This window comes from Methylocystis sp. (assembly GCF_046349115.1).
Lineage (GTDB): Bacteria > Pseudomonadota > Alphaproteobacteria > Rhizobiales > Beijerinckiaceae > Methylocystis.
The window spans coordinates 878,592-904,588 of the sequence record NZ_JAXMCX010000001.1 but is presented as its reverse complement, the minus strand read 5'-3'; the positions used below and the strand labels follow the sequence as shown (position 1 = coordinate 904,588).

The window sequence follows — 25,997 nt, the reverse complement described above, 5'->3', positions numbered from 1 at the left end:
AAAGAATATATGCTCGCCCGTATTCTCCAACCGAGCCTCGCAAAGAGCAAGCGCCCGCATGCCAGTTTCGATCGACTATCAACCGGTGGGCAAGCCCTATTGCAGGCCTTCGGACAACGCGTGGATCATAACGCGTTACGAGGATGCGATCGGCGCGCTGCGGGCGCCCAACGTGTCGGTCGCCGCCGGAGCCAGCACGCTGGCCGCGCGCGTCTCCGACCGGATGGGCGGATCTTTCGAGAATCTTGCCGCGCTCGTCGGCAGCCTGCCGATCTTGCAAAATCCCCCCGAACACGGACCGTCGCGCGACTTCCTGCACGTCATCATCCGGGAAATGTCGAAAGCATATTCCTACGCGAGAATCGATCGCGCCGCGTCGCGCCTATTCGAGCGCTCTGCCGGAGAAATCGACGGCATGACCGAACTCTGCTACGACCTTCCCGACGGGCTGCTCGGAGAGTCGTTGGGGTTTTCTCGCGACGAATTGCGCGACCTGCGTCTTGCGGGCAGACAAGTGCTCGAAGACTGGCAGCCAGCGATGCCGCTTCGTGAATATGAGCGTCGACAGTCGCTGTCGCTCTATGTCCATGATCGTCTCACGGAGCGCTGGGCCAGTCACGGCTGTCCGATTCTTGGCGGGAAGGCGCGGCTCGACGAAATTGATCTGTCATTGCCGGCGCGGCAGAGGGAATCGGCCGTGTTTTTCCTCATCGCGATCGCCAATGAAACCATCGCCGCCTTTTTTGGGAATGTCTTGCATCTTCTGGCGAACCGGCCGGATTTGCAGGATATGCTTCGCGGCAAGCCCGAGGTTGCATCCGCTTTCGTCGAGGAGGCGCTTCGCTTTTGCGGCTCCATTCGCCAGCGCTCGCGGGTCGTTGGCGAAGGCGGTTTGAGGCTCGGCGACACAATGATTCCCGAAGGCGCTCTCGTACATGTCGTCATCGAAAGCGCCAATCACGATCCCGAGGCGTATCCCGACCCCGACAGATTCGATATCGCCCGCCGGGGCCCGCCCACTTTGGCTTTCGGCGCCGGATCGCATTTATGCGTCGGCGCCGTGTTCGCGCGACGACAAGCACGGCGCTTTCTGACCGTTCTGTTGCAGCGATATTCCATCCTCCCCGGCGAGGCGCCGGCGCGCCTGATGGAGCAGCAGGAAATCCGTCAATTCGCAACGCTGCCGCTCCGCCTTCAGCCCCGTCAGCGAGAGAACTAACACGCGATGAACAGCGACGCTCCTAATACGCCGGACACCGATTTCAAAGTGGCAATGACGCCTGAAGAAATCGAAATGCTCTCGCGTCACCTCGTTTCCGGCGTCAGTTATCTCGAATTCGGTTCGGGCGGCAGCACCATTTTCGCACTTGAACGCGGCGCGCGCCGCTGCTTAAGCGTTGAAAGCGATCCGGCATGGGTTGATAAATTGCGGCAAAACCCTGTCATTCGCCAAGCGGAATCGAACGGTCGTCTAACGATCAATTGCGTGGACATCGGACCCGTGATGGATTGGGGCATGCCGGCCAATCGCAGCCGCCTGGAACTCTGGCCTAATTACTTCCTGCCGGTCTGGGAAAAGTTGGACTGGGTCCCTGAAGTCGTGCTGATTGACGGCCGCTTCCGCACGGCCTGCGGGCTCGCGTCGTTTCTGGTCTGCCCCGAGACGACAGCCATCCTCATGCACGACTTTTACGACGCCCTGTCGATCCGCAAGAATTATCGCAGCCTGCTCGATGTCGCCGATATCGTCGAACAACAAACCAATCTCGTGTCACTGCGTCGAAAGCCGAATGTGACGGCGACATCGCTGCTCTCCCGACTTTCCGCGGTTTGGAGTGACTTCGCGTGAGCATCAACAAGAGCGTCGAAACTGAAAAAGCGTGCCCGGCCCCGGCGCCGGCCGCGCCCGTCTCCCGTATCCTGTTTGGTCTCAACGCGTTGCGGCGCGACAATCCCTGGCCCGAGTTCATTTATGGCGAGATCGAACCGTTTTTCCTCCCGCTCGACGGCGGTCGGCGGGCAGGCTGCGAATGGGGCGGCGGCCGTGAATTGATTATCGACACGATAAAGGCAAGAAAGGTCGAGCTGATGGTGGAAGTCGGCTGCTTCCTTTGCGGCTCGACTCTCCAATGGCTTCGCGCGTCCGACAAGTTGACGGTCATCGGAATCGATCCCTGGGATAGCAACTGGGCCGCCTATATCGAGCGTCTCGCCGTCGATCCACTGCAAATGCGCACGGTATTTCATCTCACGGACGAACAGATTGCGGCGATCGTCGCCAATCTGCGTCGCCATGGCAATTTTGCGATCGCGCTCAATAATGTGCGCCTTTACAAGAGCCGGTTCATTCCGGTGCGTCAACGTTCGCCTGAAGCGCTTGAATATCTCCATGCGCGCGAAATCAAGCCGCAGATGATCTACATCGACGCCGGCAAGAAACGCGATGATCTGGACATCGCACACGAATTGTTTCCCGAGGCGGTTCTCTGCGGCGATGATTGGCTATGGCCGGACGAAACGGGCGTCATGCGGATGCAGGAACATGTCAAGGACTTCGCGAGGGAACATAACCTCGAAATTCGAAACCAACGACAATCGTGGGTGCTTTTGCCGAGCAAAGCGCCTGAAACTCGTCCGGTCGACGGCTGACGCTTAGTTCTTTGTTTCCCGCTCAAGCAGCATCGCATTGATCGCGGAAAGCAACTCGCCGACTTCCTCTGGCGTCCAATAGAGGAACCGATGGTCGTCCATTCGCTCGGACGCGTTCTCCTCTTTGGAAGACAAGCCGAAACGGTCATAGAGCAGCGCGTTTTCCTGTGTCAGCAACGAATGCATCCGCAAAGTCAGGGTTTCGGGCGGCACGAACCTCGGGCCCTCCATGCTCGCGAGCGCCGACGTGAGCAACGACGCGTAACGCGGGGAGGTTTCTCCATTTTTGCGCAGCGTCTCGTTCAGAGCGAGCAGCGCCTTGATCGACGTGAGGCTCGCGGCTTTGCTTGAGGCGCTCGCCTCCCCCGGACGATCGATCGGCGTGGCGCCCATCCCAATCAGCAGGTCGCTGATCCGCGAAGTCGGCCGGTCGGCCGCATCGCCGATCGAAAATCTATCTTGGAACGCCTCCGCCCATGCGGTGAGACGCGAATAGGAAAAACGCAGCTTGCGAGCGACGCCAACGCCGAGATCGGATAGCGCGAGGCCCGCAGTGCGGGTCTGACGTTCAATCAAAGCGGTAAAATAAGCGTCGGGCTTATAAACGAAGCAAAGCACATGCGCCTCAACGCCCCAGGTCGAAAGCTGCGATTGCAGCAATCGTACTTCGTCGGCGGTGAAGGACCACAACGACACGGCGTCGACATAGCCAATATGACCGTCCAGCGTTTCCAGGAATGTCTCCAGAGCTTCACGGGCGGCTTCTTGAGTTGGCGGGCTCTCGCCCTGCCGCAACGATCGGGCGAATGGCAGATCGCCAGACGCGATACGACGGTCGCTGGCGAAACCCATGAACATGAGTTTTTCCCGATCGGGGTGACGCCAGCACGCCACGCCGCTGGCGGACAATTGGGCATGTTGCTCGGACGTCCATTTCTGGATCGCAACACAATGCGCGCCAGGCATGCCGATATTCAGCAACAGCTTTCGCCCCGACGCACCCGGCTCCGCGGGTTTTTCCATCGCGCGCTGACGTGGCTTGGGCGCGGGACTCGACGGCTCACGATCGACGATGGGACGAACATGATGAAATATCGAATGGCTCGAATAGCCAGACCATGCCGCGGGCGGGATCGCGGCGGTGCGCAACTTCTCTTCTGAAAAAATCTCGCTCGGCGTGACGAGCGGGTTCCCCGCATCGCCCCAGACGCGGGAAAGCATCTCGGCCAAGCTTTTCGAGCCGAAAATGCGAAGATGATCTTCTTGGCCAAACATCAGGGCGCGATGTTGCGGCGTCAGATCTTCCGATATGTCCTCGCGCGTAATTTCTCCCCGGATCGGCACGGAGAAAAAATGATGTCCGCCAGGCGCCAGAATGCGCTCCATTTCCTGTAGCGCATTCTCAACGTCGCAGGCGATGTGCTCCAAGACATGGGTATGGATGATCAAATCGAAGCTGCGGCTCGGCATTTTTGCGAGATCAACGCAAAGATCGATCGATCTGATCGGCGCAATTCTGGACGCATATCGCGAAGGATCAATGTCGCAGCCGTGATATCGGTCGCCGCTCAGCTCGGAGAAGCGCTTCGTCAGCGCCAGTTCAGGCGCAATGTGCAGAACCCGCTGTCCCATTCGGAACAGATCGAATTTCTCTAGCATCATCCAAAGAAGGCGCGTTCGCTCCATCGAGCCGCAGCGCCCGCAGCGCGCATTCTCACGTCCATTGAATGCGAGAAATTCATTCGAACCGCAGGCCGGGCATGTCAGCGTGACCGTCAAGGCGTCATCACCGTTCAAATCGCTGACCGAGTTTTCCGGGAGAGGAAGGTTGCGTTGACATAGCAGGGGTCAAGCGGCGAATGCCGCCGCACGACCTGCGTATGGCAACCAAACTCCGCGATGATATCAACGATGTCCGCTCCGTAGTCATTGTAAACGAGACAGGGTGTTCCGTCGCCGCTGACGTGATGGCGCGCCGGCTTGATATGCTCCTCTACGCCATCGACGAGCGCGACGCGCGGCTCAGTGCGCTCGGGAAACGGCCAGTCATTGGGAATCGAAAAAATATGCACGCCGCCGGGCTTGAGAACCCGGGCGATCTCGGAAAAGGCGCTTCGAATATCGTAGAGATGCTCCATGACGTCGCTGGTGATGACGAGATCGAAACTGTTCGCCGGCAGCGTCAGGCGCGTGAGATCCTCGTTGCGCACGCCGTCGGCGTTGATTTCCCCGAGCGGGCGGTCGGGCCAGAAATAGCTCTTCACATATCCCTTGAGGCCCTTGAAGGCGTTGACGAACGGTCCGCGCAGCGCCGCCTCGAAAATCGCGACCTCATTGAGCATTCCCGACGAGACGAGGTTGCGCAGGAAAATCGAGCGGCCGCGCGCGAACTCGTCCACGATCAACGCCGCCTGATCGCGATACCTCAAGGCCGCGCGGCACCCTGGACAGGCGAAGGATTCGCGAATCGAGCGGCCTTCGCCACGGACAAATTCTCCCTTCGTCCCGCATATATTGCAGATGCCCGGATAAGATGCTGGTTGGACCATCTTCGCGATGTCTCCAAATCGGCCTGAGGCGGCGGCGACATATTATCGACGAACAGGCAAGGAGCAACATTCGGCGGGCCAAGGAATGCCTGAACGCGCTTCGGAACCAGCAAAATTCGCAAAGTTCCGCAAACGAGCCTGATCGCCGCCGTCTTCGCCTTCTGCGGCAACGCTCGGCCACGGCCTCGCGGCCTGTTAGCCCCCGACGCGCAAAGCGGCGCCGCGTAGCGGCGGCGGCTTTCCGCACGCCCAAATACATTGGTCCGCCGGCTTGCCGGAGCAAAATGATTGATAGAAGGCATAGTACCAAACCGAATAGGGAACCGGCTTGTTCGGCGGAATAAAAATCGCTGCGCCGTAAGCATAGTCTTCTGGCGGTATGCGGAGGATCGGCACGCATTGTTTAGGAGTCTTGACGCAGCATCCTTCGGCTCTTGCTCTGGCCGCACCGCCGGCGAGAGCAAGACCTAGCAGCGCGAGGGCGACATATTTCTTCATGGGCGCGCTCCAAAGGGGTAGATAGGCAAGTCTAGCAGCAATCTTTCTATGTCGACCAGATGGCGCAGGCGTCAACTCGGGCAAGCGAATGCCCCTCTGCGCATCGACGGCGGCCTCGAGCATCTCATGGCGGGATCGCGTCGTCGTCTCGACGATGAGATTGATAGATTGCTGAGGCTGCGTGCGCAACGTAAGGCCTTCGGCGCGTCGATGCGCTCCGCGACAAGTCCAACGCTGGCCTCGACATGCGACGAGAGCGGCGATCTCATTGGTTTCAGCGCAAGGTGGACGCCCCCCGTTAGATGGGAAGGCCGCTGGCGGTTGGAACAGAAATAAAGATCAAATCGCCGCGAGATAGGCGCTGAAGCCGGCGACGGCGAGCAGCAGCGCCGCCAGGACATACAGGCTGACGCTGGTGGAATTCGCGGTATAGGGCTCATCGCGCGACAACAGCCGCGCCGTATGAATGAAGCGGACGGTCGATATCACGATGAGCGTCACGCCCGCGGCGACGAGCGCCGTCCCGCCATAACGTCCCGCCGGATTATCGAATCGATGGATGCGCAGCCGGTCGGCGTCTTCCGCCAATGCGCCGGCGATGCTCAAGAGAAACAGATTGAACCGCTCGATGACGAAGCCGAGCGCAATGACCGCGACGCCGGTGCGAACCCAGGCAAGAAAAGTTCGCTCATTGGCCGCGACATTGTTGTAATCGCGAATCATTTCTGTTCTCCCTTACGCAACGGCCATAACGACCGATCATTGCCGCGGCGGCGGCGAATGCCTATAACATTGGCGACGCGGCGCGACCGCCGCCCAATTCCCTTCTGCGAGACGATATGCCCTGGAGCGATCAAGGCGGGCCGCGCAATCAGAATAACAATCCTTGGGGTCAGCCCGGAGGGCCATGGGGACAGGGCCCAGGCGGCCAGCCGCCGGACCTCGAGGAGATGCTGCGCCGCAGCCAGGAAGGCCTCAAGCAGATTCTGCCGAGCGGATTTGGGGGACGCGGCTTCGCGATCCTCGTGCTGGTCGCCGTGCTCGCATGGCTGCTTTCCGGCCTCTACACGGTCGGACCCAACGAGATCGGCCTCAATCTGATCTTCGGCAAATATATGGGAAAAACCCAGGCCGGCCTGAACTACAATCTCCCAGGTCCGATCGGGTCGGTGCTCAAGCTGGCGGTCACCGACCGCAACATCACCGATGTCGGCTTCCGGGAGGAGTCGGGCATCGTCCTCGAAGGTCGGCGCCGCGGCTCGCCCTCGGCCCCGCGCGGGCCGGAAGCGCCTGAAGAAAGCCTGATGCTGACCGGCGACGAGAACATCGCCGACGTCAAATTTCGGGTCATCTGGCAGATTGATCCATCAAAGCCTGAAGACTACGCCTTCAATGTCGCCAATCCGCCGCTGACGGTGAAAGCCGTCGCCGAGAGCGCGATGCGCGAAATCGTCGGCCAGTCGCAAATCCAAAAAATTCTGACCGCCGACCGCAAGCTGATCGAGCCGGCAAGTCAGCAACTGATGCAGAAGGTGCTCGACGACTATCACGCCGGCGTTCTGGTGCTGCAGGTGCTGCTGCTTTCCGTCGATCCGCCGCAACAGGTCATCGCGGCGTTTCGCGACGTAACCGCCGCCCAGCAGGATTTGCAGCGGCTCGGCAATGAGGCCGAAGCCTACGCCAATCGGGTGGTGCCGGAAGCGCGCGGCGCGGCGGCGCGGATTCTCCAGGAGGCCGAAGCCTATCGCGAGCAGACGGTCGCCGAAGCCCGCGGACAGGCGGCCCGCTTCGAGAAAATCTACGAACAGTACCGGAATGCGCCGGCGCTGACGCGGCAGCGCCTTTATATCGAAACGATGGAGCGCGTGTTGGGCGGCGCCGACAAGGTGGTTCTGGACGATCCCTCCAAGGGCGGCGCGAGCGTCGCGCCATTTGTGCCATTGCCCGCCTTCCCGGCCTTTCAGGGAGGCCGCAAATGAAGTCTGGCCTGCTGTTCACGCTCGCCGTCGTCGCGCTCCTGGCCGTCCTTGGTCTGGCCGGCGCCCTGTTCACCGTCTCGCAAACCGAGCAGGCGCTGGTGCTCCGTCTTGGCGAACCGGTCGCCGGCCGCGGCCTCATCACCCAGCCCGGCCTCCACTTCAAATTGCCGCTCATCGAAAATGTCGTGACCTTCGACAATCGCATTCTCGACGTCGAGAGTCCCAATCTCGAAGTGCTCGCCGCCGACAATCAGCGGCTCGAAGTGGATAGCTTCATCCGCTATCGCATCATCGATGCGTTGCGCTTTTATCAGACCGTCAACAGCGTCATGGGCGCGAATAATCAGCTCGGATCGGTATTGAACTCCGCCGTCCGCCGCGTGCTGAGCGAAGCCAATCAGCAGCAGATCGTTCGCGACGAGCGCGCCGACTTGATGGTGAAAATCAAGGAGCAGGCGGATCGCGAGGCGCGCAAATTCGGCGTGCAGGTCGTCGACGCCCGCATTCGCCGCGTCGATCTTCCCCAGCAGATTTCGGAAAAAGTCTTCGGGCGCATGCAGACCGAGCGCCAGCGCGAAGCCGCGGAATATCGCGCCCAGGGTTCGGAGCAGGCGCAAAAAATCACCGCGAAGGCTGATCGCGACGTTATCGTGCTGAAAGCCGAGGCGCAGCGCCAAGCCGACCAGACCAAGGGCGAAGGCGACGCCGAGCGTAATCGGATTTTCGCCGAAGCCTTTGGCCGTGATCCCGACTTCTTCGCCTTCTATCGCTCGATGCAAGCCTATGAAAACGCCTTCAAGCCGGGCGAGACGCGCTTCCTGATCAGTCCGCGTTCTGAATTCTTCCGTTTTTTCTCGGCTCCGGAGGCGAGCGCCGCGCCGAGCGCGGACAGACCGTCTCCGGAGAAAGGCAAGTAAAACGCAAACGCGGGCCTCGACGACGGTGAGCGCGGTCGTCGTCCGCTGTAAATGGCGCGCAATCACATCAGCTTGCGCGCAAGAGCGAGAATTTCGTCGACCGGCGCCTCGAAGGAAAATGACTCTCGTTCATATGCGCGATTTGGGGGCGACTCCGCCGCAAAATTCGCGCCCACAGAAATGCAAATGAGCAGATATCCGCTTCAAAAGCGCGCGCCGAAGCTCCAGCCGAGACGCCTCTTTTTGTCGAAGGCGTTTGCGCCTATATCTGCTCCCTCTCATCTTTGGAGATATCGGATGAAGGTGCTCCAGGCTTATGTGGCCGCTGGTTTTGCGGCCCTGCTGATATTATTGACGCCAGCCGCCGCGAAAGGCCCGGATTCCCTGTCCGAACTCGCCGAGAAAGTTCAGGACGCCGTCGTCAATATTTCCGCGACGCAGACTTTCGAAGCCAAGCACAACAAGGGCGGCGAGGGCCCGCAGCTGCCGCCGGGAGTCGGACCCGGCGCGCCGTTTGACGATCTCTTCGAGGAGTTTTTCCGCCGGCGCGGCCAGGGCGTGCCGGAAATTCCGCGTCAGCGCAGGTCAAGTTCGCTGGGCTCCGGCTTCGTGGTCGATCCTTCGGGAATCGTCATCACCAACAATCACGTCATCGCCGACGCCAATGAAGTGACGGTGATTTTCAACGACGGCCAGAAGCTCAAGGCGGAAATTCTCGGCAAGGATCAGAAAGTCGACGTCGCCGTCCTGAAAGTGAAGCCCGAAAAGCCGTTGAAGGCGGTCAAGTTCGGCGACAGCGACAAGGCCAAGGTCGGCGATTGGGTGCTCGCCGTCGGCAACCCGTTCGGGCTCGGCGGGTCGGTGACCGCCGGCATCGTTTCGGCGCGCAATCGCAATATCGATAGCGGTCCCTACGACAATTACATTCAGACCGACGCCTCGATCAACAAGGGCAATTCCGGCGGACCGCTGTTCAACATGGACGGCGAGGTCATCGGCATCAACACCGCGATCCTGTCGCCCTCCGGCGGCTCGGTCGGCATCGGTTTCGCGACGCCGGCCAATACGGTTGAGCCGGTCATCGGGCAGTTGCAGCAATTCGGCGAGACGCGCCGCGGCTGGCTGGGAGTCCGCATCCAGAATATCGACGACGGAATCGCCGAGACGCTCAATCTCGGAGCGACGCGCGGCGCGCTTGTCGCCGGCGTCGACGACAAGGGACCGTCAAAGCCGGCCGGGCTGAAGGTCGGCGACGTGATCGTCAGATTCGACGGCAAGCCGATCAAGGAATCGCGCGATTTGCCTAAGCTCGTCGCCGCGACTCCGGTCGGCAAGGATGTCGAACTGGTCATCGTGCGGGGCGGCAAGGAGCAGACCAAGACCGTCAAGCTCGGCAGGCTCGAGGATGGCGAGAAAGTCGCGTCGAAGAACGGCGACAAGGAGAAGTCCGACAGCCCGGGCGGATCGTCGCAGAGCGTGCTGGGGCTTGAACTGTCGCGACTCTCAGATGAGTTGCGGGCGCGGTTCCAGATCAAGGACGCCGTCAAGGGCGGCGTCGTCATCACCGCGGTCGATCCGCGCTCGGATGCGGCGGAGAAGCGACTTCAGCCCGGCGAAGTGCTGCTTGAGGTCAATCAGGAGGCGGTCAGCGATCCGGCCGATGTGGTCAAGAAGGTCAAGGCGCTGAAGACCGACGGCAAGAAGACCGCGCTGCTGATCGTCGCCAACGGCCAGGGCGACGCCCATTTCGTCGCCTTGCCGGTCGAGTAACGCCGCGCCATCGCCCCCGCCGGGAGGCGCCTCACTTCGGCTTGCCCTTCACCGTGCGCGTGCCGGGCTTGCCACCGGATGAGCGGCCGACCGGACGTGGCGGCGGCGCGCGCCCCAGCGGCCGCGCTTCGCCGCCGCCGAAATTATGCGGCCCCATGTCGGCGTCGGTCGGCTTTCGCGCGCGCGTGCCGGGAACATCCCCTCCCCCACGGCCCGCGCGGGCCTGACGCGAGAGCTGGATGCGCAGCATCGGGCTCGCCTCGCCGAGCAGCTCCGCCCGCTGCAATCTTTGGATTTCGTCGCGCATACGCGCCGCCTCCTCGAAGGCGAGATCGGCCGCCGCCTCCTTCATGCGCTTCTCGAGATCGGCGATCGTCGCCGCGAGATTGTGGCCGGGCGCGATGTCATAGCCGGTGTCGACCGTTACATGATCCTGCTCGGCGACCGAGCCGAGAATGTCGGCGATGCCGCGCTTGATCGACGCCGGTGTGATGTTGTTCTCGCGATTATAGGCTTCCTGCTTGGCGCGGCGGCGATTGGTCTCGTCCATCGCCCGCTTCATCGAGCCGGTGATCTGATCGGCGTAGAGGATCACGCGGCCGTCGACATTGCGCGCGGCGCGGCCGATGGTTTGCACGAGCGATGTTTCGGAGCGCAGAAACCCTTCCTTGTCGGCGTCGAGAATGGCGACGAGGCCGCATTCGGGAATGTCGAGACCTTCGCGCAAGAGATTGATGCCGACCAATACGTCGAAGGCGCCGAGCCGCAGGTCGCGGATGATTTCGATGCGCTCGATCGTGTCGATGTCGCTATGCATGTAGCGCACGCGCACGCCGTTCTCATGCAGATATTCGGTCAAATCCTCGGCCATGCGCTTGGTCAGCACCGTGACCAGCGAGCGATAGCCGATCTGCACCGTCGCCCGCGCTTCGTCGAGGAGATCGTCGACCTGGGCGCGCGCCGGCCGCACCTCGACCTGCGGATCGATCAGCCCTGTCGGTCGGATGACCTGCTCGACGAAGATTCCGCCGGTCTGATTGAGCTCCCAATTCCCCGGCGTCGCCGAGACCGCCACGGTCTGCGGCCGCATCGCGTCCCATTCTTCGAAGCGCAAGGGCCGATTGTCCATGCAGGACGGCAGGCGGAAGCCATATTCGGCGAGCGTCGCCTTGCGGCGGAAGTCGCCCTTATACATAGCGCCGATCTGCGGGATCGACACATGACTCTCGTCGGCGAAGACCAGCGCATTGTCGGGCAGATATTCGAACAGAGTCGGCGGCGGCTCGCCCGGCTTGCGGCCGGTGAGATAGCGCGAATAATTTTCGACGCCGGCGCAGGAGCCGGTCGCCTCCATCATTTCGAGATCGAAGCGGGTGCGCTGTTCGAGCCGCTGCGCTTCGACGAGACGCGACGAACGATATAATTCGTCGAGCCGCACCCGCAGCTCCTCCTTGATCGCCTTGACTGACTGCAGCAACGTCGGCCGCGGCGTGACATAATGCGAATTGGCGTAGACCTTCACGAATTCGAGATCGACGGTCTTCTTGCCGGTCAGCGGATCGAATTCGGAAATCGACTCGACTTCGTCGCCAAAGAAGCCGACGCGCCAGGCGCGGTCCTCATAATGGGCCGGGAAAATATCCACCGTATCGCCGCGCACCCGAAAGGTGCCGCGGGTGAAATCCGCCTGCACGCGGCGGTAATGCAACGCGACGAGATCGGCGACGAGCTGGCGCTGCTCCAGCTTTTCGCCGAGCGTCACCGAGAAGGTCATCGCCGTATAAGTTTCGACCGAGCCGATGCCATAGATGCAGGAGACCGAGGCGACGATGATGACGTCGTCGCGTTCGAGCAGCGCGCGCGTCGCGGCATGGCGCATGCGGTCGATCTGCTCGTTCACCGAGGATTCTTTCTCGATGTAGGTGTCCGAGCGCGGCACATAGGCTTCAGGCTGATAGTAGTCGTAATAGGAGACGAAATATTCGACGGCGTTCTTCGGGAAGAAGCTCTTGAACTCGCCATAGAGCTGCGCCGCCAGAGTCTTGTTCGGCGCGAGAATCAGCGCCGGCCGCTGGGTGCGCTCGATCACGCTCGCCATGGTGAAAGTCTTGCCGGAGCCGGTGACGCCGAGCAGCACCTGATCGCGTTCCTGCGCGGTGATTCCCTTGACCAGCTCGTCGATCGCCGCCGGCTGGTCGCCTTTCGGCGTATAGTCCGAGACCAGCTCGAATCTGACGCCGCCTTCGGATTTCTCCGGGCGCTCGGGCCGATGCGGGACCCAGGGCTGCTTGTCGCGAATATTGGGATCGCCGAGCCGCAGCAGTTCGGCGAGTCGGTCGGCCGTCGCCTGCACCCCGCCGGTGTTCTGGGCGGCGCTTCCCGATGTCGCGCCGCCCGCGTAAAACCCTTCGCCAATGGCGTATTTATCGATGTCCGCCTCATCGAGGCCTTGAACCGAAGAAGCGTCGTAGGGCGCCTGGGGCGCCTCGCCGAATCCCGGCGTGAGCGCCGGATTGAGCAGCTGCGCGAGATGCGGCGCGAGCGGCGCGACCACCGGCTTCGACGCCTTGGCGCGCGTCGGCCGCGCCGGGTCTCTGGGCTTTCCGGGGGTTTTGGCCATGGCGCCAATATGGGCTTGATAGACGTGGGATGGAAGCGGCAAGGCTCAGCGCCCCCCCTTCTGGACCGGGCGCGACGCTAACGATCGGCGCGCCTGATCACGCACACGTAAAACCCGTCCGTGCCGCTTGTCGCCGGCGAGAGGCGGATGCCGGGCCCATGCGGCGAGGCGAAGCGGGCGAGGTCGGGCAAGCCAGCCTTTTCCGCCAATGCGGCGCCCGAAAGCGCGGCGAAGTCGGAGTGCTCCGCGAGAAAGGCGGCGATCCGGTCCTCATTTTCCTCGCGCAGGACCGAGCAGGTGACGTAAGCAAGCCGCCCGCCCGGCTTCACGAAGCGCACGGCCGCTTCCAGCAGCGCCGCCTGTTCCTTCAGCCTCGCATCGAGCGCGCCCGGCGCGAGGCGCCACTTCGCGTCGGGGTGGCGACGCCAGGCGCCGGTTCCGGTGCAGGGCGCGTCGATCGCAACGAGATCGCAGCGCGCGTCGAGATCGGCGAGCACATCGGCCTTGCCGCGCGGCGCCCGGACCTGAACATTACGGACCCCCGCCCGCTCCAGCCGCTCATGGATCGGCGCGAGGCGGCGTCCGTCGGAATCATGGGCGTAGATCTGCCCGCGATTGTGCATCTGCGCCGCGAGCGCCAGCGTCTTGCCGCCGCCGCCGGCGCAAAGGTCGAGAACCTGTTCGCCGGGCGCGGCGGCGCAGAGCAGCGCTGCAAGCTGCGAGGCTTCGTCCTGAAGCTCGACGAGACCTTTCACATAAGCGGTCTCGGCGGTCAGCGCCGGCCCCCGCCCCCGCCCAACGTCGATACGCAGACCGATTGGCGAGAGCGGCGTCGGCGCCGGCGCAAGATGCGCGAGCTTTTCCAGCGCCTGTTCGCGCGAACATTTGAGAAGATTGACCCGCAGATCGACCGGCGCGCGGGCGGCGAGCGCCGCGCCCTCCTCCGCCGCGCGGGCGCCGAAGGCCGCTTCGAAACGCGGCGCGAGCCATTCGGGGTAGTCGCCGCGCATATGGTCCGGCGCGGCGTCGAGCGACGCCGTCTCCAGCCTCTCGCGCTCGGCATCCGAGAGCGGCGCCGGCGCATGGCGTTCGCCCGAGCAGACCGCCGCGATCGCCGCGGCCTCAAAGCCGCGCGCCTCGCGCAGCGCGCCGAGCATGATCGCGCGAGACGTATCGTTTCCCATGACAAAGGCCGCCGAAGCGCGCTTCCTCAGCGCGTCGAAGACGAGGCTGGCGATGGCGGCGCGATCCTTGGAGCCGGCGAAGCGATGGGCGATGCCCCAATCCTTCAGCGCATCAGCCGCCGGCCGGCGGCGCCTCGCAATGTCGTCGAGCACTTCGATCGCGGCGGAGACATGGGCGGCGGGAGTCATTGGCGCGGCGCTGCTACCTTTCGCAATCGAATTGGTTTCGTCTGCAATGCGACGGTCTCGTCGAGAACCAGCTGCAACGCCTCAATCGAACTTCCCCACCGCCTGGTGCATCGCGTGGATGCGGCGGATCGTGCCGGTCGCCGAGCGATAAACGATCGTCTCGGTGTCGATCGTCGTCTGGCCGAGCGATACGCCGCCGACCAGCGGTCCCGCGGTGACGCCGGTCACGCAAACGACGACATCGCCGGCCGCCATGTCGCCGACCGAATATTTGCGGCGCGGATCGATCGGGCCGAAACGCTGCGCCTTGGCGATCTGATCGCGCGTTTCGAGCGCCAGCCGGCCCTGCATCTGACCGCCGGCGCAGCGCAGCACGCAGGCGGCAAGCACGCCTTCCGAGGCGCCGCCGCGGCCTAGATACATGTCGACCCCGGTTTCGGAAGGATGGGTGGTGAGAATGATCGCCGCGACATCGCCGTCGGTGATGAGTCGCACGCAGGCGCCGGCGTTGCGGCAGGCGCGGATGATGTCGGCATGGCGCGGCCGATCGAGAATGCTCACGGTAATTTCGCTCGGCCGCACGCCCTTGGCGATGGCGAGCGCCCGGACATTGTCGCCCGGATCGCGGTCTAAATCGACCGTGCCCTCGGCATATCCCGGACCGATCGCGATCTTGTCCATATAGACGTCGGGCGCATGGAGCAGCGACCCCGCCGGCGCCATGGCGGCGACGGAAATCGAACCCGGCATGTCCTTGGCGCAGAGCGTCGATCCTTCGAGCGCGGCGACGCCGAGGTCGACGCGGGGACCGACGCCCGCGCCGATTTCTTCGCCCATATAGAGCAGCGGCGCGGCGTCCTCGTCGCCCTCGCCGATCACGATGCGCCCGCGCACGGGAAGCCGCGCCAGTTCCTCGCGCATCGCCGCCGCCGCCGCGAGATCGGCGGCCATTTCATCGCCGCGACCGCGTAGCCTCGCCGCCGCGACCGCGGCGCGTTCTGAGGCGCGCGCCAGCTCCAAGGTCAGATAGCGGTCGATCTGCGACGCGTCGGTTTCGGGCTGCTGCGTCATGTCGCGCTACTCGCGTTCGATGCGGATGACCTGGGCGCGCGAGACGATGACGCCGTCCTGATAGATCATGTCCAGCGCCTCGCGCACGAGATGTTCGCTTGTCGCATGGGTGATGAGGATCACGTCGACGCAATCGCCTGGCGCGCCGCGCTTGCCGCGCTGCACGATGCTCTCGAGCGAGATGCGCCGCTCGGCCATGCGCGTCGCGATCTTGGCGAAAGCGCCGGCCACGTCGCGCACCGACATGCGGATGTAGTAGCCGCCCTCATGGCGGCGCATCGGCGTGCGCGTGAGTTCGGCGAGCTTCGACGACGGCAGGCCGAAGGGCGCCGAGCGCACGCCCTTGGCGATGTCGGCGATGTCGGCGACGACCGCCGAAGCCGTCGCGTCGCCGCCCGCGCCTGGGCCGACGAGGGTCAGCTCATGCACCGCGTCAGCGTCGATCGTGACCGCGTTCGAGACGCCCATCACCTGGGCGATGGAGGATTTCTTGCTGACCATCGTCGGATGGACGCGCTGCTCGACGCCGTCAACGGTGCGCTGCGCGACGCCGAGCAGCTTGATGCGATAGCCAAGCTCGGCCGCCGCGTCGATGTCCGCGAGAGTCACATTCTCAATGCCTTCGATGTCGATGGCGTCGGCGGCGATGCGCGTGCCGAAGGCGAGCGAGGTGAGGATCGCAAGCTTATGAGCCGTGTCGAAACCGCCGATATCGAAGGTCGGATCGGCTTCTGCGTAGCCGAGCCTTTGCGCCTCCGTCAGACATTCCTCGAAGGAGAGCTGCTCCTGCTCCATCCGCGAAAGGATGTAATTGCAGGTGCCGTTGAGAATGCCGTAGACGCGTTCGATCGAATTGCCGGCGAGGCCTTCGCGCAGCGTCTTGACGATCGGGATGCCGCCCGCGACCGAAGCCTCGAAGGCGAGCGCGGCGTGTTTCTCCTCGGCGAGCGACGCGAGATGCAGGCCGTGCGCAGCGAGCAACGCCTTGTTGGCGGTGACGACCGGCTTGCCATGGGCGAGCGCCGTTTCGACGCTGGCGCGCGCCGGCCCTTCCGAGCCGCCGATCAATTCGACGAAAAGGTCGATCGAGGGCGAGGCCGCGAGCTTGACCGGATCATGGAAAAATTCCGCGCCGGAAAGATCGGCGTCGCGCTCCTTGGCGGCGTCGCGCGCGGAAACGCCCGCTAAAACGATGCGCCGTCCGGTGCGGGCGGTCAGCGCCTCGGCCTGCCGGCGGAGCAGACGCGCCACCGCCGCGCCGACGGTGCCGAGCCCCGCGATGCCGACGCGCATAATCTCCGACATTGCAACCTTTCCGGGAAAAACGGCGAGCAATCGACGCCTAAAGGACGTAGCGCCTTGTGCCCGATTTGGCGCCTTCGATCAAGAAATCGCCGATGTCGGCGCCGCCGCTGAACGGCGCCCCACGCAGGACAGCGCGCCCCTTAATGCGGCACGTCCGTCCAGATCTTGCGCTTCGTGTAATAGAGCAGGCCAACGAAGACGAGCAGGAAGGCCACGACACCGAGGCCGACGCGCTTGCGGGATTCGAGATGCGGCTCGGCGACCCACATCATGAAGGCCGCAACGTCCTTGGCGTATTGGTCGATGGTCTGCGGCGCCCCGTCGTCATAAGTCACGACGCCGTCTGAGAGCGGCGGCGGCATCCCGAGACGCCGGCCCGGCATATAGGGATCATAGAACTGGCCGTCCGGCATTTTGACGTCTGGCGGCGTGTCCTCATAGCCCTCCATGAGCGAGACGATGTAGTCGACGCCGTGTTCCTGATAGGAGAAGCCCGGCAGGACGTCGAGCAAGAACAGCGGAAATCCCCGCGAATAGCCGCGCGCTTTGGCAAGAACCGACATGTCCGGAGGATAATTGCCGGCGAGGGCGGCGCGCGCCGCCTGTTCATTGGCGAATGGCGGCGGAAAGCGGTCGCTCGGACGCGCCGGCCGATCGTAATATTCGCCCGACTCGTTGGGTCCGTCCTTGACCTTGTAGCTCGCGGCGAGCGCCTCGACTTCCTTTTCTGAGAACTCGGGCCCGCCCGGCTGCGAGAGATTGCGGAAGGCGAGCATTTTGATTGAATGGCAGGAGGAGCAGACCTCCTTATAGACCTTGAAGCCTCTGCGCAGCTGCGCCTTGTCGTAGCGGCCGAAGGCGCCGGCGAAGCTCCAGTCGAAGCGCTTGGGCTTCTCCTCATGCTTGACGCCCTCGTGATGCGCTTCCTTTTCCTTAGCTGGTGGCGCGGCGGTCTTCTCAGCTTCCTTAGCTGGAGGCTCGGCAGCCTTGTCGGCTTCCTTGGCCGGAGGCTCGTTGGCCTTGTCGGCTTCCTTCGCGGAAGGCTCGGCGGTCTGATCGCTTTCCTTCGCCGGCGGCGCTTTGTCCTGATCGGCGGCGGACGGCTCAGCACTCTGATCAGCGGCGGTTGGCGGCGTCTCGTCCTGCGCCCAGGCAGGGCTGAGCAGCGCCAGCGTCGCGGCCACGGCGACGGGAATGAGCGCCCCACGCTTCATCGAAGCGATGAAGCGGCGCGATATTTCATGCGCCTCAAACATGGGAGGTTTCCCCTCTCACAATCGAAGCGTCGATCGACTCTGGCACGGGCTCCGGCTTCTCGATCTTGCCGAGGACCGGCAAAATCACCAGGAAGTGCAGGAAGTAATAGGCCGAGAACACGCGCGCGAACCAAAGGAAAGCGCCTTCGGCCGGCTGCGCGCCTAGATAGCCGAGGCCGATGCACACCGCCAGAAACAGCCAGAATTCCTTGCGAAAGAGCGGGCGGTAAGACGCCGATTTTACCTTCGACGTGTCGAGCCATGGCAAGGCCGCGGTGATCAAAATCGACGAGAAGAGCGCGATGACGCCAAGCAGCTTATTCGGAATCGCGCGCAGGATCGCATAGAACGGCAGGAAGTACCATTCCGGCACGATGTGCGGCGGCGTCACCAGCGGATTGGCTTCAATGTAATTGTCCGGATGGCCGAGATAGTTCGGAACGAAAAACGTCAGCCAGGAATAGACGACCAGGAAAGCGACGATGCCGACCGCGTCCTTCAGCGTCGCATAGGGCGTGAAAGGAACGGTGTCCTTCTTGATGTCCTTCACCTCGACGCCCGACGGATTGTTCTGGCCCGTCACATGCAGCGCCCAGACGTGAAGGATCACGATGGCGACGATGATGAACGGCACAAGATAGTGCAAGGCATAGAAGCGGTTCAGCGTCGGATTGTCGACCGAATAGCCGCCGAGCAGCCAGGTGGTGATCGACGTGCCGACGACGGGAATAGCGGAGAAGAGATTGGTGATGACCGTCGCCGCCCAGAACGACATCTGGCCCCAGGGCAAGACATAGCCGAGGAATCCGGTGGCCATCATCAGCATGAAGATGATGACGCCGAGAATCCACAACACCTCGCGCGGCTCCTTGTAGGAGCCGTAATACATGCCGCGGAAGATATGGATATAGACGGCGAGAAAGAACATCGACGCGCCATTGGCGTGCGCGTAGCGCAGAAAGGTTCCCCAATTCACGTCGCGCATGATCTTCTCGACGGAATCGAAGGCGAGCGTCGTCTCCGGCGTGTAATGCATGGCGAGAACGACGCCGGTCACGATCTGGGCGACGAGCATGAAACTCAATATCGCGCCGAACACCCACATGTAGTTGAGGTTCTTCGGCGTCGGATAGGCGACGAAGGAATCATGCACGAAGCTCAGAATCGGCAGCCGGCGCTCCAACCAGCGCGCGAAGCCGCTTTTGGGCGTGTATTGGGAATGTCCTTCCATGGGCTTTGTGCTCTCGCAATCTCGCGCAAAAAACGAACAGGCGCTTGGCCTGGCTAGCCGATTTTGATCTTGTTTTCGGCGATGAAGGCGTAGGGCGGCACTTCCAGATTGGTCGGCGCCGGGCCGCTGCGAATCCGTCCCGAGAGGTCATAGACCGAACCATGGCAAGGACAGAACCAGCCGTTATATTCGCCTTCCTTGCCGGTCGGGATGCAGCCGAGATGCGTGCAGACGCCGACAATGACGAGCCATTGAGGCTTTTGCACGCGTTTCGCGTCGGGCTCAGGATCGGGCAGTTCGCTCAAGGGAACGTCTTCGGCCGCCTTGATTTCGGCTGGCGTGCGGTGCCGAATGAAGACAGGCTTTCCGCGCCATTTCACCGTGACGATCTGTCCTTCGGGAATCGCTGACAGGTCGACTTCCGTTGAAGCCAAGGCCAGGGTGGACGCGTCGGGATTCATTTGCGCGATCAGCGGCCACGCAACGCCGGCCACGGCCCCCGCGGCGGCGACGCCCGTCGCGACATAGAGAATGTCGCGCCGGTTCGGCTCCGCCGGTTTCACGGCGGCGTCTTTGCTTGTCACGCTCGAACCTCTCCCAACGCTCTCAAGTCTTCGCGGCCGAGGCGGCGGCTGCGCCCAAGGCGACCGTTTTACGCGAATCTCCGCCGCTGTCCACAAGCCGCGCCTGGGAAATTTGGCTATTCCCTCGGGCGCACAAGGACAAAGCGGCATTCGCGGCGATATGCCGCAAATTCGCCCATGTCATCGGACGGAACGCGCGCATGGCTCCTCTAATGCTAGCTTTGTACCAGCCCGACATCCCTCAGAACGCCGGGACCATGCTGCGAAGCTGCGCCTGTCTCGGCGTCGCCGCGGCGATTATCGGACCGGCGGGCTTCCCGATCAGCGACCGCGACTTCCGGCGCGCCGGCATGGACTATCTCGATCGCGTGATGATTGACCGACATGCGTCCTTCGCGGCCTTTCAGGACTGGCGCGCCGCTTGCCGCCGGGCGGGCGAAACGCGCCGCCTGCTGTTGCTGTCCACGCGGGCGAGCGTATCCTATCTCGATTGCGACTACCGCGACGGCGATATTCTGCTTGTCGGCCGGGAGTCCGCCGGCGCGCCAGAAGAGGTCCATGCCGCCGCCGATCTGGCCTTGCGCATTCCTATTCGGGCCGGTCTGCGTTCGCTCAACGTCGCCGTGGCCGCGGGAATCGTCATGAGCGAGGCGTTGCGACAGCTTCGCACGTTTTGATGAGGTGCGGCGTCGCACAGCGCGTTATAAAAAGACCCTCCATTTTGGAATTCATCGCCAGTTTTTAAGGCGATGTTAATGAATTTCTGGAGGGGCGACATGACACATCAAACAATTCGCGTCTCGCTGGCGCTCTGGGACAAGCTGCTCAAATCTCTCAACGCGGCGCTGTTCACCGGACTTCTCTGCGTCGGGCTTTATGCGCTGGTGACCAATTTTTCGCGGGCCGAAGGCGCCGCCGGCAAACTCTTCGACAAATTCACCCAGATCGAAAGCATCGAAGGGTTCAATGTGAAAGCGGCGTTCAAGGTCGATCAGATCGCCGAGTCGTCGGCGATCTATCAGGCTTTGCCGGCGGATATGAAAGAAATGCTGCCCGACGATATTTTGTCGCTTCGGCCCGGTTGGGTGGAACGCATTCTCTATGTCGGCGATCAGGGCAAGCTGTGCGACTTCGAATTCGCCAATCAGAAAATGAGCGAGGACCTTAACGCCGATCGCCATTTGGCGGCCGATGGGCTGATCACCATGAAGGACTCGCGCGAAGTAAAGGCGCAAGTGCTCGAAGAGATGCGCCAGGCGAAAGCGCGCAATCATGAATGGCCGAACGGCGAGCCCCGCGCCTGCTACGTCACCGAGCTCACCGAGCGCGGCAGAAACGTCAAGACCGCGCTCGTGCAGTTCCTGCGCGCCGGCTTTGCGGCCGCGGCGGCAGCGCCGGCTGCGCCGCATGACGGTTCGAAGCTGAAGGTCGCCAATATCGCCCGATAGGCGTCCGCCAAATTGACATAGCGCGGCGCTGGCGTGATGAAGCGGCGTTCAAGGAGAACGTCATGAACGCCGCGCAGGATCAGCTCGAAACCCGCAAGAGCGCCGCGCGCGCCTGGTTCGAATCTCTGCAGCTGCGCATCATCGCCGCCTTCGAGGCGCTGGAGGATGAGGCGCCGGGGCCGTTCGCGCCCGACGCCGAGGGGCCGGGGCGGTTCAAGCTCACCCCCTGGAACCGAACGGATCTCAGCGAAGCGACTTCAGGAAGCGCCGCTCAAAACATCGGCGGCGCGCCGGGCGGCGGCGGCCGCATGGGGATGATCCACGGCCGCGTCTTCGAAAAGGCCGGCGTGCATTGCTCGACCGTGTTCGGGAATTTCGCGCCAGAATTCGCCAAGCAGATTCCGGGCGCCGCCGAAGACCCGCGCTTTTTCGCCACCGGCATTTCGCTGATCGCGCATCCCTGGAACCCCAATGTTCCCGCCGTGCATATGAACACGCGCTTCGTCATGACGACGAAAGCATGGTTCGGCGGCGGCGCCGATCTGACGCCGGTGCTCGACGCGCGCCGCACCCAGGACGACCCAGACACGATCGCCTTTCACGCCGCGATGCGCGGCGCCTGCGAGCGCCATAAGGTCGCGGACTATGCGCGGTTCAAGCAATGGTGCGACGAATATTTCTTCCTCGCCCATCGCAATGAGCCGCGCGGAATCGGCGGCATTTTCTATGATTATTTCAACAGCGCTGGCGACGCGGGGAATTCCGCGTGGGACGATGATTTCGCCTTCACCCGCGATGTCGGCGAAAGCTTTGTCGACATCTATCCCGAGCTCGTGCGGCGCAATTTCGCCAAGCCGTGGAGCGAAGCGCAGCGCGACGAGCAGCTCGTGCGGCGCGGCCGCTACGTCGAATATAATCTGCTTTACGACCGCGGCACGATTTTCGGATTGAAGACCGGCGGCAATGTCGATTCAATCCTCTCCTCGATGCCGCCGCTGGTGAAGTGGCCGTAAAAGCGATGATGCGAGGCGCAGGTATGCATGTCGACCCAAAGCGGCATCCACCTCCGTCGTCACTCTCGACGCTTTGCCGTCGGCTCCGAGTTTGCCAGTCTTGATAGAAAACGATGCGGCTTCTGTAGCGCTCGCTCGACCGCGTCGTCTCGAAAATTTAGAATTGCGCCCGGTCCGGGCTGAATTACGACATCGCTCGCGGCTGGAATGATTTTGCAGCTCGGGCATGCGCCCGAGCTGTCGAGAACAGTTGAGCAAATGGCGTGAGAGAAAATCCGTCGCGGCCCACGTCGCGGCGCGTGATACGCTTCGCCCCATGCGGCGAGACCGTACAAGATCGGCCACAAGGCCTCGCCTTGTTTGGTCAGCACATAGTGGCTTTGTCCAGTTCTATACTCTTTGCGCTTCAGCACGCCAGAATCGACCAACTTGGCCAAGCGTGAGCTGAGCGTCGCTTTTGGAATGTCGAGGTGTTCGAGGAAATCATTAAACCGCGAAACACCCAAAAAGCAGTCGCGAATGATAAGCATAGTCCATCGCTCACCTATAAGTTCGAGCGCACGTGCAACGGGACAATCCTGCTGATCGTAATTTTGCGCCAACGCCATGAAGGTTGATTCCCCCTTCGTCAATATTCGAACATTTGACTTCGGCCAGCGAGCCGTCGCCGCGCCGAGAGGCGCGTCACTGACATTCGCGCGAGAACCTGCGTGCGCGAAGCCTCCGTTCGAAACATAGCAGAGTTCTGCGCCAAGATCGAAGATAGGTCTTGTCAATGAACTCGTCATCATCTATTGTCGGTTCAATGAACAGACTTATTAAACTCTTGACCGCGCGAGCCCCTGGCGCAGGCGGCTGTGAAGACGACGAGGACCGAGAAAATGCCGCTATGGAAAATTTATCACCCTGTCGGGGCGTTTACCGCTGAAGACAAAAAGGCTTTGGCTGAGCGCATCACGTCCGTCTATGCAAGCGTGCCGATTCCTAAATTTTATGCGGTGATCATTTTTGAAGAGATTCCGTCGGGCTCTTGCTTCGTGGGCGGCGAAGTCCACAACAAGTTCGTTCGTTTCAAGATCGATCAAATCGCGAGGACGGTTCCCGGCCCCATCCTCAGAGAATGGTGGATCAGGACTCTCGACGAAGTCATCGCTCCTTGGGTCAAGGATCGGGGATACGACTGGGAAATCTCCATCGATGAGACGCCTTTCGATTTGTGGTCTCTTCAAGGCGAGTTGCCTCCCCCATTCGAATCCGTCGGCGAAAAGCGATGGGTGAGCGAAAATAGGGCAAGTCCATGTACTTTGGCGGAACGACTCCCGGTCAATCTTCAACTCGCCCCAGGAATTGCGGACCACTAAATTTCGATCGGCTTGCATTTCGGGCAAAGGTCGCGCCGCCGCCATATATGCGCGCGCGGTTTTTCTGAACACTTAAGTGACCACTTGACTTTCAGTGCGCGGCGCCGATGCTCAAGCGCATGGTTGAGTATTCTAACGAACTGGATCGGGCCTTCCACGCGCTGGCGGATGCGACGCGACGCGGCATTCTCGAGCAGCTTTCGCGCGGACCTGCTTCCGTCAGCGAGTTGGCGAAGCCCTATGCGTCATCGCTCGCGGCGATCCAACAGCACGTCCAAGTGCTCGAAGCGAGCGGTCTGGTCGTCACGCAAAAGCGCGGCCGCACGCGCGAGTGCCGCATTTCGAGCGACGCCGTCTTGCGCGTGGAACATTGGCTCAGCGAATGCCGACAATTGTGGGAGCGCCGTTTCGACCAGCTCGAAAGATTGCTCGAAAGCGAAGGAAACCCGGTCGATTCCAAGCATTCCAGATCCGCGACGAAGAAAGGCGAGAAATGACTGCGCTTCCGTTGTTTCACGGCACATTTACGATAAAGCGTTCCTGGACGGCGACGCCGGAACGCATCTTCGGCGCATGGTCTGATCCGGCAGTGAAGGCGCAATGGTTTCGTGGGCCGCCCGAGCAATGGACTGAAGTGCGCCGCTCGATGGATGTTCGCGTCGGCGGTCTCGAAGTCGCTGAAGGGCGTTTCGATAATGGCGTTACGACGCTTTTCGAGGCTCGCTATCACGTCGTCGAACCGAACAGCCGCCTTATCTATGTTTATGATCTTCACCTTTCCGGCGCGCTTCACTCCGTCACACTGTCCAGCCTCGACCTTCAACCTGACGGCGATCGGACTCGCGTGTCCTACACCGAGCAGATCGTGTTCATGGACGGCAAGGATGGCGTCGAGATGCGTCGCAGCGGCACCGAATGGCATTTCGAGACAATCGAGCGGCTGATTCAATAAAGCAGTGCTTGTCGATAGCGCGCCCGCGATGATCTCCGCTTTAAAGCGACGCCATGAAAAAACTCTATCGGTCGCTGGAGCTTCGGCGAGCCTGGAGGCTCGCATTATTGGCGCATTTAATTCGCGGCGCCGACTAAAGACCGGCGGCGACATCCACCCGATCCTCTTCTCAGCGCCGCCGCTGGCGAGTGGCCCTAGACCCGCCAAAACGCCGCCGCGCCGGCGGGAAGCGTAGCTAACACGCGCTCGAACTCTGCTTCGTCGACGCGCGCGCGCAAGGCGGCGGCGACATCGTCGATACAGGTCTCCGGCGAGAAATTATGATCGCGCCGCAAATCCTGAACGTCGCGTATCATCGAGGCGCGATCGCCGAAGGGCGCCTGCGGCTCCTCCGGGTCCCAATCGGCGACGAAAATCGCCCTAAGCACCGGCGGCAGCGCGCCGGCGAAGCGGATGGCGTCGGCGATCGAGAGCCGACGCCGAAAGGTCTGCAGCACGCCCTGCGCCATCGTATAGGTCTGATTGCGCGTCGTGAGGCCCGAGCGATCGCGCGCATCCGCGAGGAAGGCTTCGAACTCTTCAGTTGCATGCTGGATGTCCATCGGGATGGGCATGGGAACTCGCTTTCCAAAAGGTCGGGCGCGGGCGCGAAACTCAACCGAAAATCGATCGCGGGTTGAGGCGCGCGCTCTTCGTCTCAGCCGCGGCATGCCCTCGCCTGTCGCGGGCTAACATGTCATCCAAATGTCCATCGCCGGTTCAGCGCGAAAGTCGCGAACATGGCGGCGACCGTCGTGACAAGCTGCGCCGGCAGATAGGGCGCGCCCCAGCGATCGACGAAGAGACTCATCAACACGAAAGTGACGCAGAAGCCGATGAAGGCGACCAGCGCGAAACGCCATGTCGCCTCGGCATGCGGACGGTCGCTCGCGAAGACGTGGCGGCGGTTGAGGACATAGGCGACGACGCCGCCGACCATATAGCCGCAGAGCGTCGCCGGCACGGCCCGCCAGCCGGCGTTTTCGACCAGCCCGATGAGAACGACGTAATGCGCCGCCGTCGCGACCGCGCCGACCGAAGCATAAGCGGCAAGCTGTCGCGCCGTCGACATGCTCAACGCCGCATCCCGGCGTAATAGCGCGCGATCTCCCGCATCTCGGCCTCCGAGAGCTGGCGGCTCATATAGCGCATCTCCTTATGCGGCCGGGCGCCGGAACGGAAGGCTTTGATCTGATTGAAGAGGTAAAGCTCCTGCTGTCCGGCAAGATGCGGCACGTCGGCGCTTTTGGCGATTCCCTCGACGCCATGGCAGGCCGCGCATTGCGCCAGAACTTCTGACACATCGCCGGCATCGGCGCGCTTCGCGCTCGGAACGAGAAGCAAGATCGAAATGAGACAGGCCGAAATTCGCATGGCGTTCG

Annotated in this window: 27 protein-coding genes and 1 pseudogene; 12 read left to right on the top strand and 16 right to left on the bottom strand. The window is 62.3% G+C overall.

The features are described from left to right. Positions 1 to 58: 58 nt before the first annotated feature. Genes U1E20_RS04255 through U1E20_RS04245 form a run of 3 tightly spaced genes read left to right on the top strand, consistent with a single transcriptional unit; the run spans position 59 to position 2,649 of the window. Positions 59 to 1,219 carry a cytochrome P450 gene (locus U1E20_RS04255; RefSeq protein ID WP_409979339.1) on the top strand — a complete coding sequence of 387 codons (1,161 nt, stop codon included), beginning with the start codon at positions 59 to 61 and terminating at the stop codon, positions 1,217 to 1,219. Positions 1,220 to 1,225: 6 nt separating this feature from the next. Continuing rightward, positions 1,226 to 1,849, top strand: coding sequence for a hypothetical protein (locus U1E20_RS04250; protein ID WP_409979338.1), 624 nt, complete (start codon positions 1,226 to 1,228; stop codon positions 1,847 to 1,849). Then, the gene (locus U1E20_RS04245; protein WP_409979337.1) at positions 1,846 to 2,649 is read left to right on the top strand and encodes a hypothetical protein; all 804 of its coding nucleotides are present in this window, start codon (positions 1,846 to 1,848) and stop codon (positions 2,647 to 2,649) included. The genes U1E20_RS04250 and U1E20_RS04245 overlap by 4 nt, the downstream gene beginning before the upstream one ends. A 3-nt stretch (positions 2,650 to 2,652) precedes the next feature. Here U1E20_RS04245 and U1E20_RS04240 read toward each other — a convergent pair whose 3' ends face one another. From U1E20_RS04240 to U1E20_RS04220, 5 genes and pseudogenes are all read right to left on the bottom strand, one after another. After that, complete coding sequence (locus U1E20_RS04240) at positions 2,653 to 3,798, bottom strand: hypothetical protein (protein WP_409979647.1); 1,146 nt, start codon at positions 3,796 to 3,798, stop codon at positions 2,653 to 2,655. Between the two features lie 72 nt (positions 3,799 to 3,870). Further along, positions 3,871 to 4,281 (bottom strand): annotated as a pseudogene (locus U1E20_RS04235) (class I SAM-dependent methyltransferase); the annotation flags it as partial. Positions 4,282 to 4,442: 161 nt separating this feature from the next. Then, positions 4,443 to 5,048 (bottom strand): class I SAM-dependent methyltransferase, encoded by a 606-nt coding sequence (locus tag U1E20_RS04230; RefSeq protein WP_409979336.1) that lies wholly within the window; start codon positions 5,046 to 5,048, stop codon positions 4,443 to 4,445. A gap of 345 nt (positions 5,049 to 5,393) precedes the next feature. After that, positions 5,394 to 5,885 (bottom strand): hypothetical protein, encoded by a 492-nt coding sequence (locus tag U1E20_RS04225; RefSeq protein WP_409979335.1) that lies wholly within the window; start codon positions 5,883 to 5,885, stop codon positions 5,394 to 5,396. Between the two features lie 150 nt (positions 5,886 to 6,035). Then, positions 6,036 to 6,419: a YidH family protein gene (locus tag U1E20_RS04220; protein ID WP_409979334.1), complete on the bottom strand. Its 384-nt coding sequence runs from the start codon at positions 6,417 to 6,419 to the stop codon at positions 6,036 to 6,038. Between the two features lie 116 nt (positions 6,420 to 6,535). Between U1E20_RS04220 and hflK the strand changes: the two genes are divergently transcribed. From hflK to U1E20_RS04205, 3 genes are all read left to right on the top strand, one after another. Beyond that, the gene (gene hflK / locus U1E20_RS04215; RefSeq protein ID WP_409979333.1) at positions 6,536 to 7,675 is read left to right on the top strand and encodes an FtsH protease activity modulator HflK; all 1,140 of its coding nucleotides are present in this window, start codon (positions 6,536 to 6,538) and stop codon (positions 7,673 to 7,675) included. Next, positions 7,672 to 8,592, top strand: coding sequence for a protease modulator HflC (gene hflC, locus U1E20_RS04210; RefSeq protein ID WP_409979332.1), 921 nt, complete (start codon positions 7,672 to 7,674; stop codon positions 8,590 to 8,592). The genes hflK and hflC overlap by 4 nt, the downstream gene beginning before the upstream one ends. A gap of 297 nt (positions 8,593 to 8,889) precedes the next feature. Continuing rightward, on the top strand, positions 8,890 to 10,362 hold the full coding sequence (locus U1E20_RS04205; protein ID WP_409979331.1) for a Do family serine endopeptidase: 1,473 nt from the start codon (positions 8,890 to 8,892) through the stop codon (positions 10,360 to 10,362). 31 nt (positions 10,363 to 10,393) lie between these two features. On the opposite strand, the gene uvrB is transcribed toward U1E20_RS04205, so the two are convergent. The 7 genes from uvrB to petA all read right to left on the bottom strand — a co-directional run bounded on the left by uvrB (position 10,394) and on the right by petA (position 19,802). Beyond that, the gene (gene uvrB / locus U1E20_RS04200) at positions 10,394 to 12,982 is read right to left on the bottom strand and encodes an excinuclease ABC subunit UvrB (RefSeq protein ID WP_409979635.1); all 2,589 of its coding nucleotides are present in this window, start codon (positions 12,980 to 12,982) and stop codon (positions 10,394 to 10,396) included. 77 nt (positions 12,983 to 13,059) lie between these two features. Then, a complete protein-coding gene (locus tag U1E20_RS04195) occupies positions 13,060 to 14,355 on the bottom strand; it encodes an RsmB/NOP family class I SAM-dependent RNA methyltransferase (protein WP_409979330.1) in 1,296 nt (431 codons plus the stop codon). Positions 14,356 to 14,436: 81 nt separating this feature from the next. Then, positions 14,437 to 15,426 (bottom strand): class II fructose-bisphosphatase, encoded by a 990-nt coding sequence (gene glpX / locus U1E20_RS04190; RefSeq protein WP_409979329.1) that lies wholly within the window; start codon positions 15,424 to 15,426, stop codon positions 14,437 to 14,439. Between the two features lie 6 nt (positions 15,427 to 15,432). Next, complete coding sequence (locus U1E20_RS04185) at positions 15,433 to 16,731, bottom strand: homoserine dehydrogenase (protein WP_409979328.1); 1,299 nt, start codon at positions 16,729 to 16,731, stop codon at positions 15,433 to 15,435. 140 nt (positions 16,732 to 16,871) lie between these two features. Beyond that, positions 16,872 to 17,987, bottom strand: coding sequence for a cytochrome c1 (locus U1E20_RS04180; RefSeq protein ID WP_409979327.1), 1,116 nt, complete (start codon positions 17,985 to 17,987; stop codon positions 16,872 to 16,874). After that, positions 17,980 to 19,218 (bottom strand): cytochrome b, encoded by a 1,239-nt coding sequence (locus U1E20_RS04175; RefSeq protein ID WP_409979326.1) that lies wholly within the window; start codon positions 19,216 to 19,218, stop codon positions 17,980 to 17,982. The genes U1E20_RS04180 and U1E20_RS04175 overlap by 8 nt, the downstream gene beginning before the upstream one ends. A 53-nt stretch (positions 19,219 to 19,271) precedes the next feature. Beyond that, a complete protein-coding gene (petA, locus tag U1E20_RS04170; protein ID WP_409979325.1) occupies positions 19,272 to 19,802 on the bottom strand; it encodes a ubiquinol-cytochrome c reductase iron-sulfur subunit in 531 nt (176 codons plus the stop codon). Positions 19,803 to 20,014: 212 nt separating this feature from the next. Here petA and U1E20_RS04165 point away from each other — a divergent pair, with 212 nt between their 5' ends. From U1E20_RS04165 to hemF, 3 genes are all read left to right on the top strand, one after another. Then, positions 20,015 to 20,479 carry a tRNA (cytidine(34)-2'-O)-methyltransferase gene (locus U1E20_RS04165; RefSeq protein WP_409979324.1) on the top strand — a complete coding sequence of 155 codons (465 nt, stop codon included), beginning with the start codon at positions 20,015 to 20,017 and terminating at the stop codon, positions 20,477 to 20,479. A gap of 99 nt (positions 20,480 to 20,578) precedes the next feature. Beyond that, positions 20,579 to 21,250, top strand: coding sequence for an rRNA methylase (locus U1E20_RS04160; protein WP_409979323.1), 672 nt, complete (start codon positions 20,579 to 20,581; stop codon positions 21,248 to 21,250). Between the two features lie 62 nt (positions 21,251 to 21,312). Further along, complete coding sequence (gene hemF, locus U1E20_RS04155; protein ID WP_409979322.1) at positions 21,313 to 22,263, top strand: oxygen-dependent coproporphyrinogen oxidase; 951 nt, start codon at positions 21,313 to 21,315, stop codon at positions 22,261 to 22,263. A 59-nt stretch (positions 22,264 to 22,322) separates the two neighbouring features. Here hemF and U1E20_RS04150 read toward each other — a convergent pair whose 3' ends face one another. Beyond that, a complete protein-coding gene (locus U1E20_RS04150) occupies positions 22,323 to 23,054 on the bottom strand; it encodes a winged helix-turn-helix transcriptional regulator (RefSeq protein ID WP_409979321.1) in 732 nt (243 codons plus the stop codon). A 90-nt stretch (positions 23,055 to 23,144) separates the two neighbouring features. On the opposite strand from U1E20_RS04150, the gene U1E20_RS04145 reads away from it, so the two are divergent. From U1E20_RS04145 to U1E20_RS04135, 3 genes are all read left to right on the top strand, one after another. Beyond that, positions 23,145 to 23,624 carry a tautomerase family protein gene (locus U1E20_RS04145; protein WP_409979320.1) on the top strand — a complete coding sequence of 160 codons (480 nt, stop codon included), beginning with the start codon at positions 23,145 to 23,147 and terminating at the stop codon, positions 23,622 to 23,624. A 119-nt stretch (positions 23,625 to 23,743) separates the two neighbouring features. Further along, positions 23,744 to 24,121: an ArsR/SmtB family transcription factor gene (locus tag U1E20_RS04140; protein WP_409979319.1), complete on the top strand. Its 378-nt coding sequence runs from the start codon at positions 23,744 to 23,746 to the stop codon at positions 24,119 to 24,121. After that, positions 24,118 to 24,576, top strand: a complete 459-nt coding sequence (locus U1E20_RS04135) for an SRPBCC family protein (RefSeq protein WP_409979318.1) — start codon at positions 24,118 to 24,120, stop codon at positions 24,574 to 24,576. Before U1E20_RS04140 ends, U1E20_RS04135 begins: the two co-directional genes overlap by 4 nt. Before the next feature lie 194 nt (positions 24,577 to 24,770). Here U1E20_RS04135 and U1E20_RS04130 read toward each other — a convergent pair whose 3' ends face one another. The 3 genes from U1E20_RS04130 to U1E20_RS04120 all read right to left on the bottom strand — a co-directional run bounded on the left by U1E20_RS04130 (position 24,771) and on the right by U1E20_RS04120 (position 25,989). Next, positions 24,771 to 25,190: a DUF2267 domain-containing protein gene (locus U1E20_RS04130; RefSeq protein WP_409979317.1), complete on the bottom strand. Its 420-nt coding sequence runs from the start codon at positions 25,188 to 25,190 to the stop codon at positions 24,771 to 24,773. Between the two features lie 122 nt (positions 25,191 to 25,312). Beyond that, positions 25,313 to 25,687 carry a GtrA family protein gene (locus U1E20_RS04125; protein ID WP_409979316.1) on the bottom strand — a complete coding sequence of 125 codons (375 nt, stop codon included), beginning with the start codon at positions 25,685 to 25,687 and terminating at the stop codon, positions 25,313 to 25,315. Between the two features lie 2 nt (positions 25,688 to 25,689). After that, positions 25,690 to 25,989, bottom strand: a complete 300-nt coding sequence (locus U1E20_RS04120; RefSeq protein WP_409979315.1) for a c-type cytochrome — start codon at positions 25,987 to 25,989, stop codon at positions 25,690 to 25,692. Between the last annotated feature and the right edge of the window lie 8 nt (positions 25,990 to 25,997).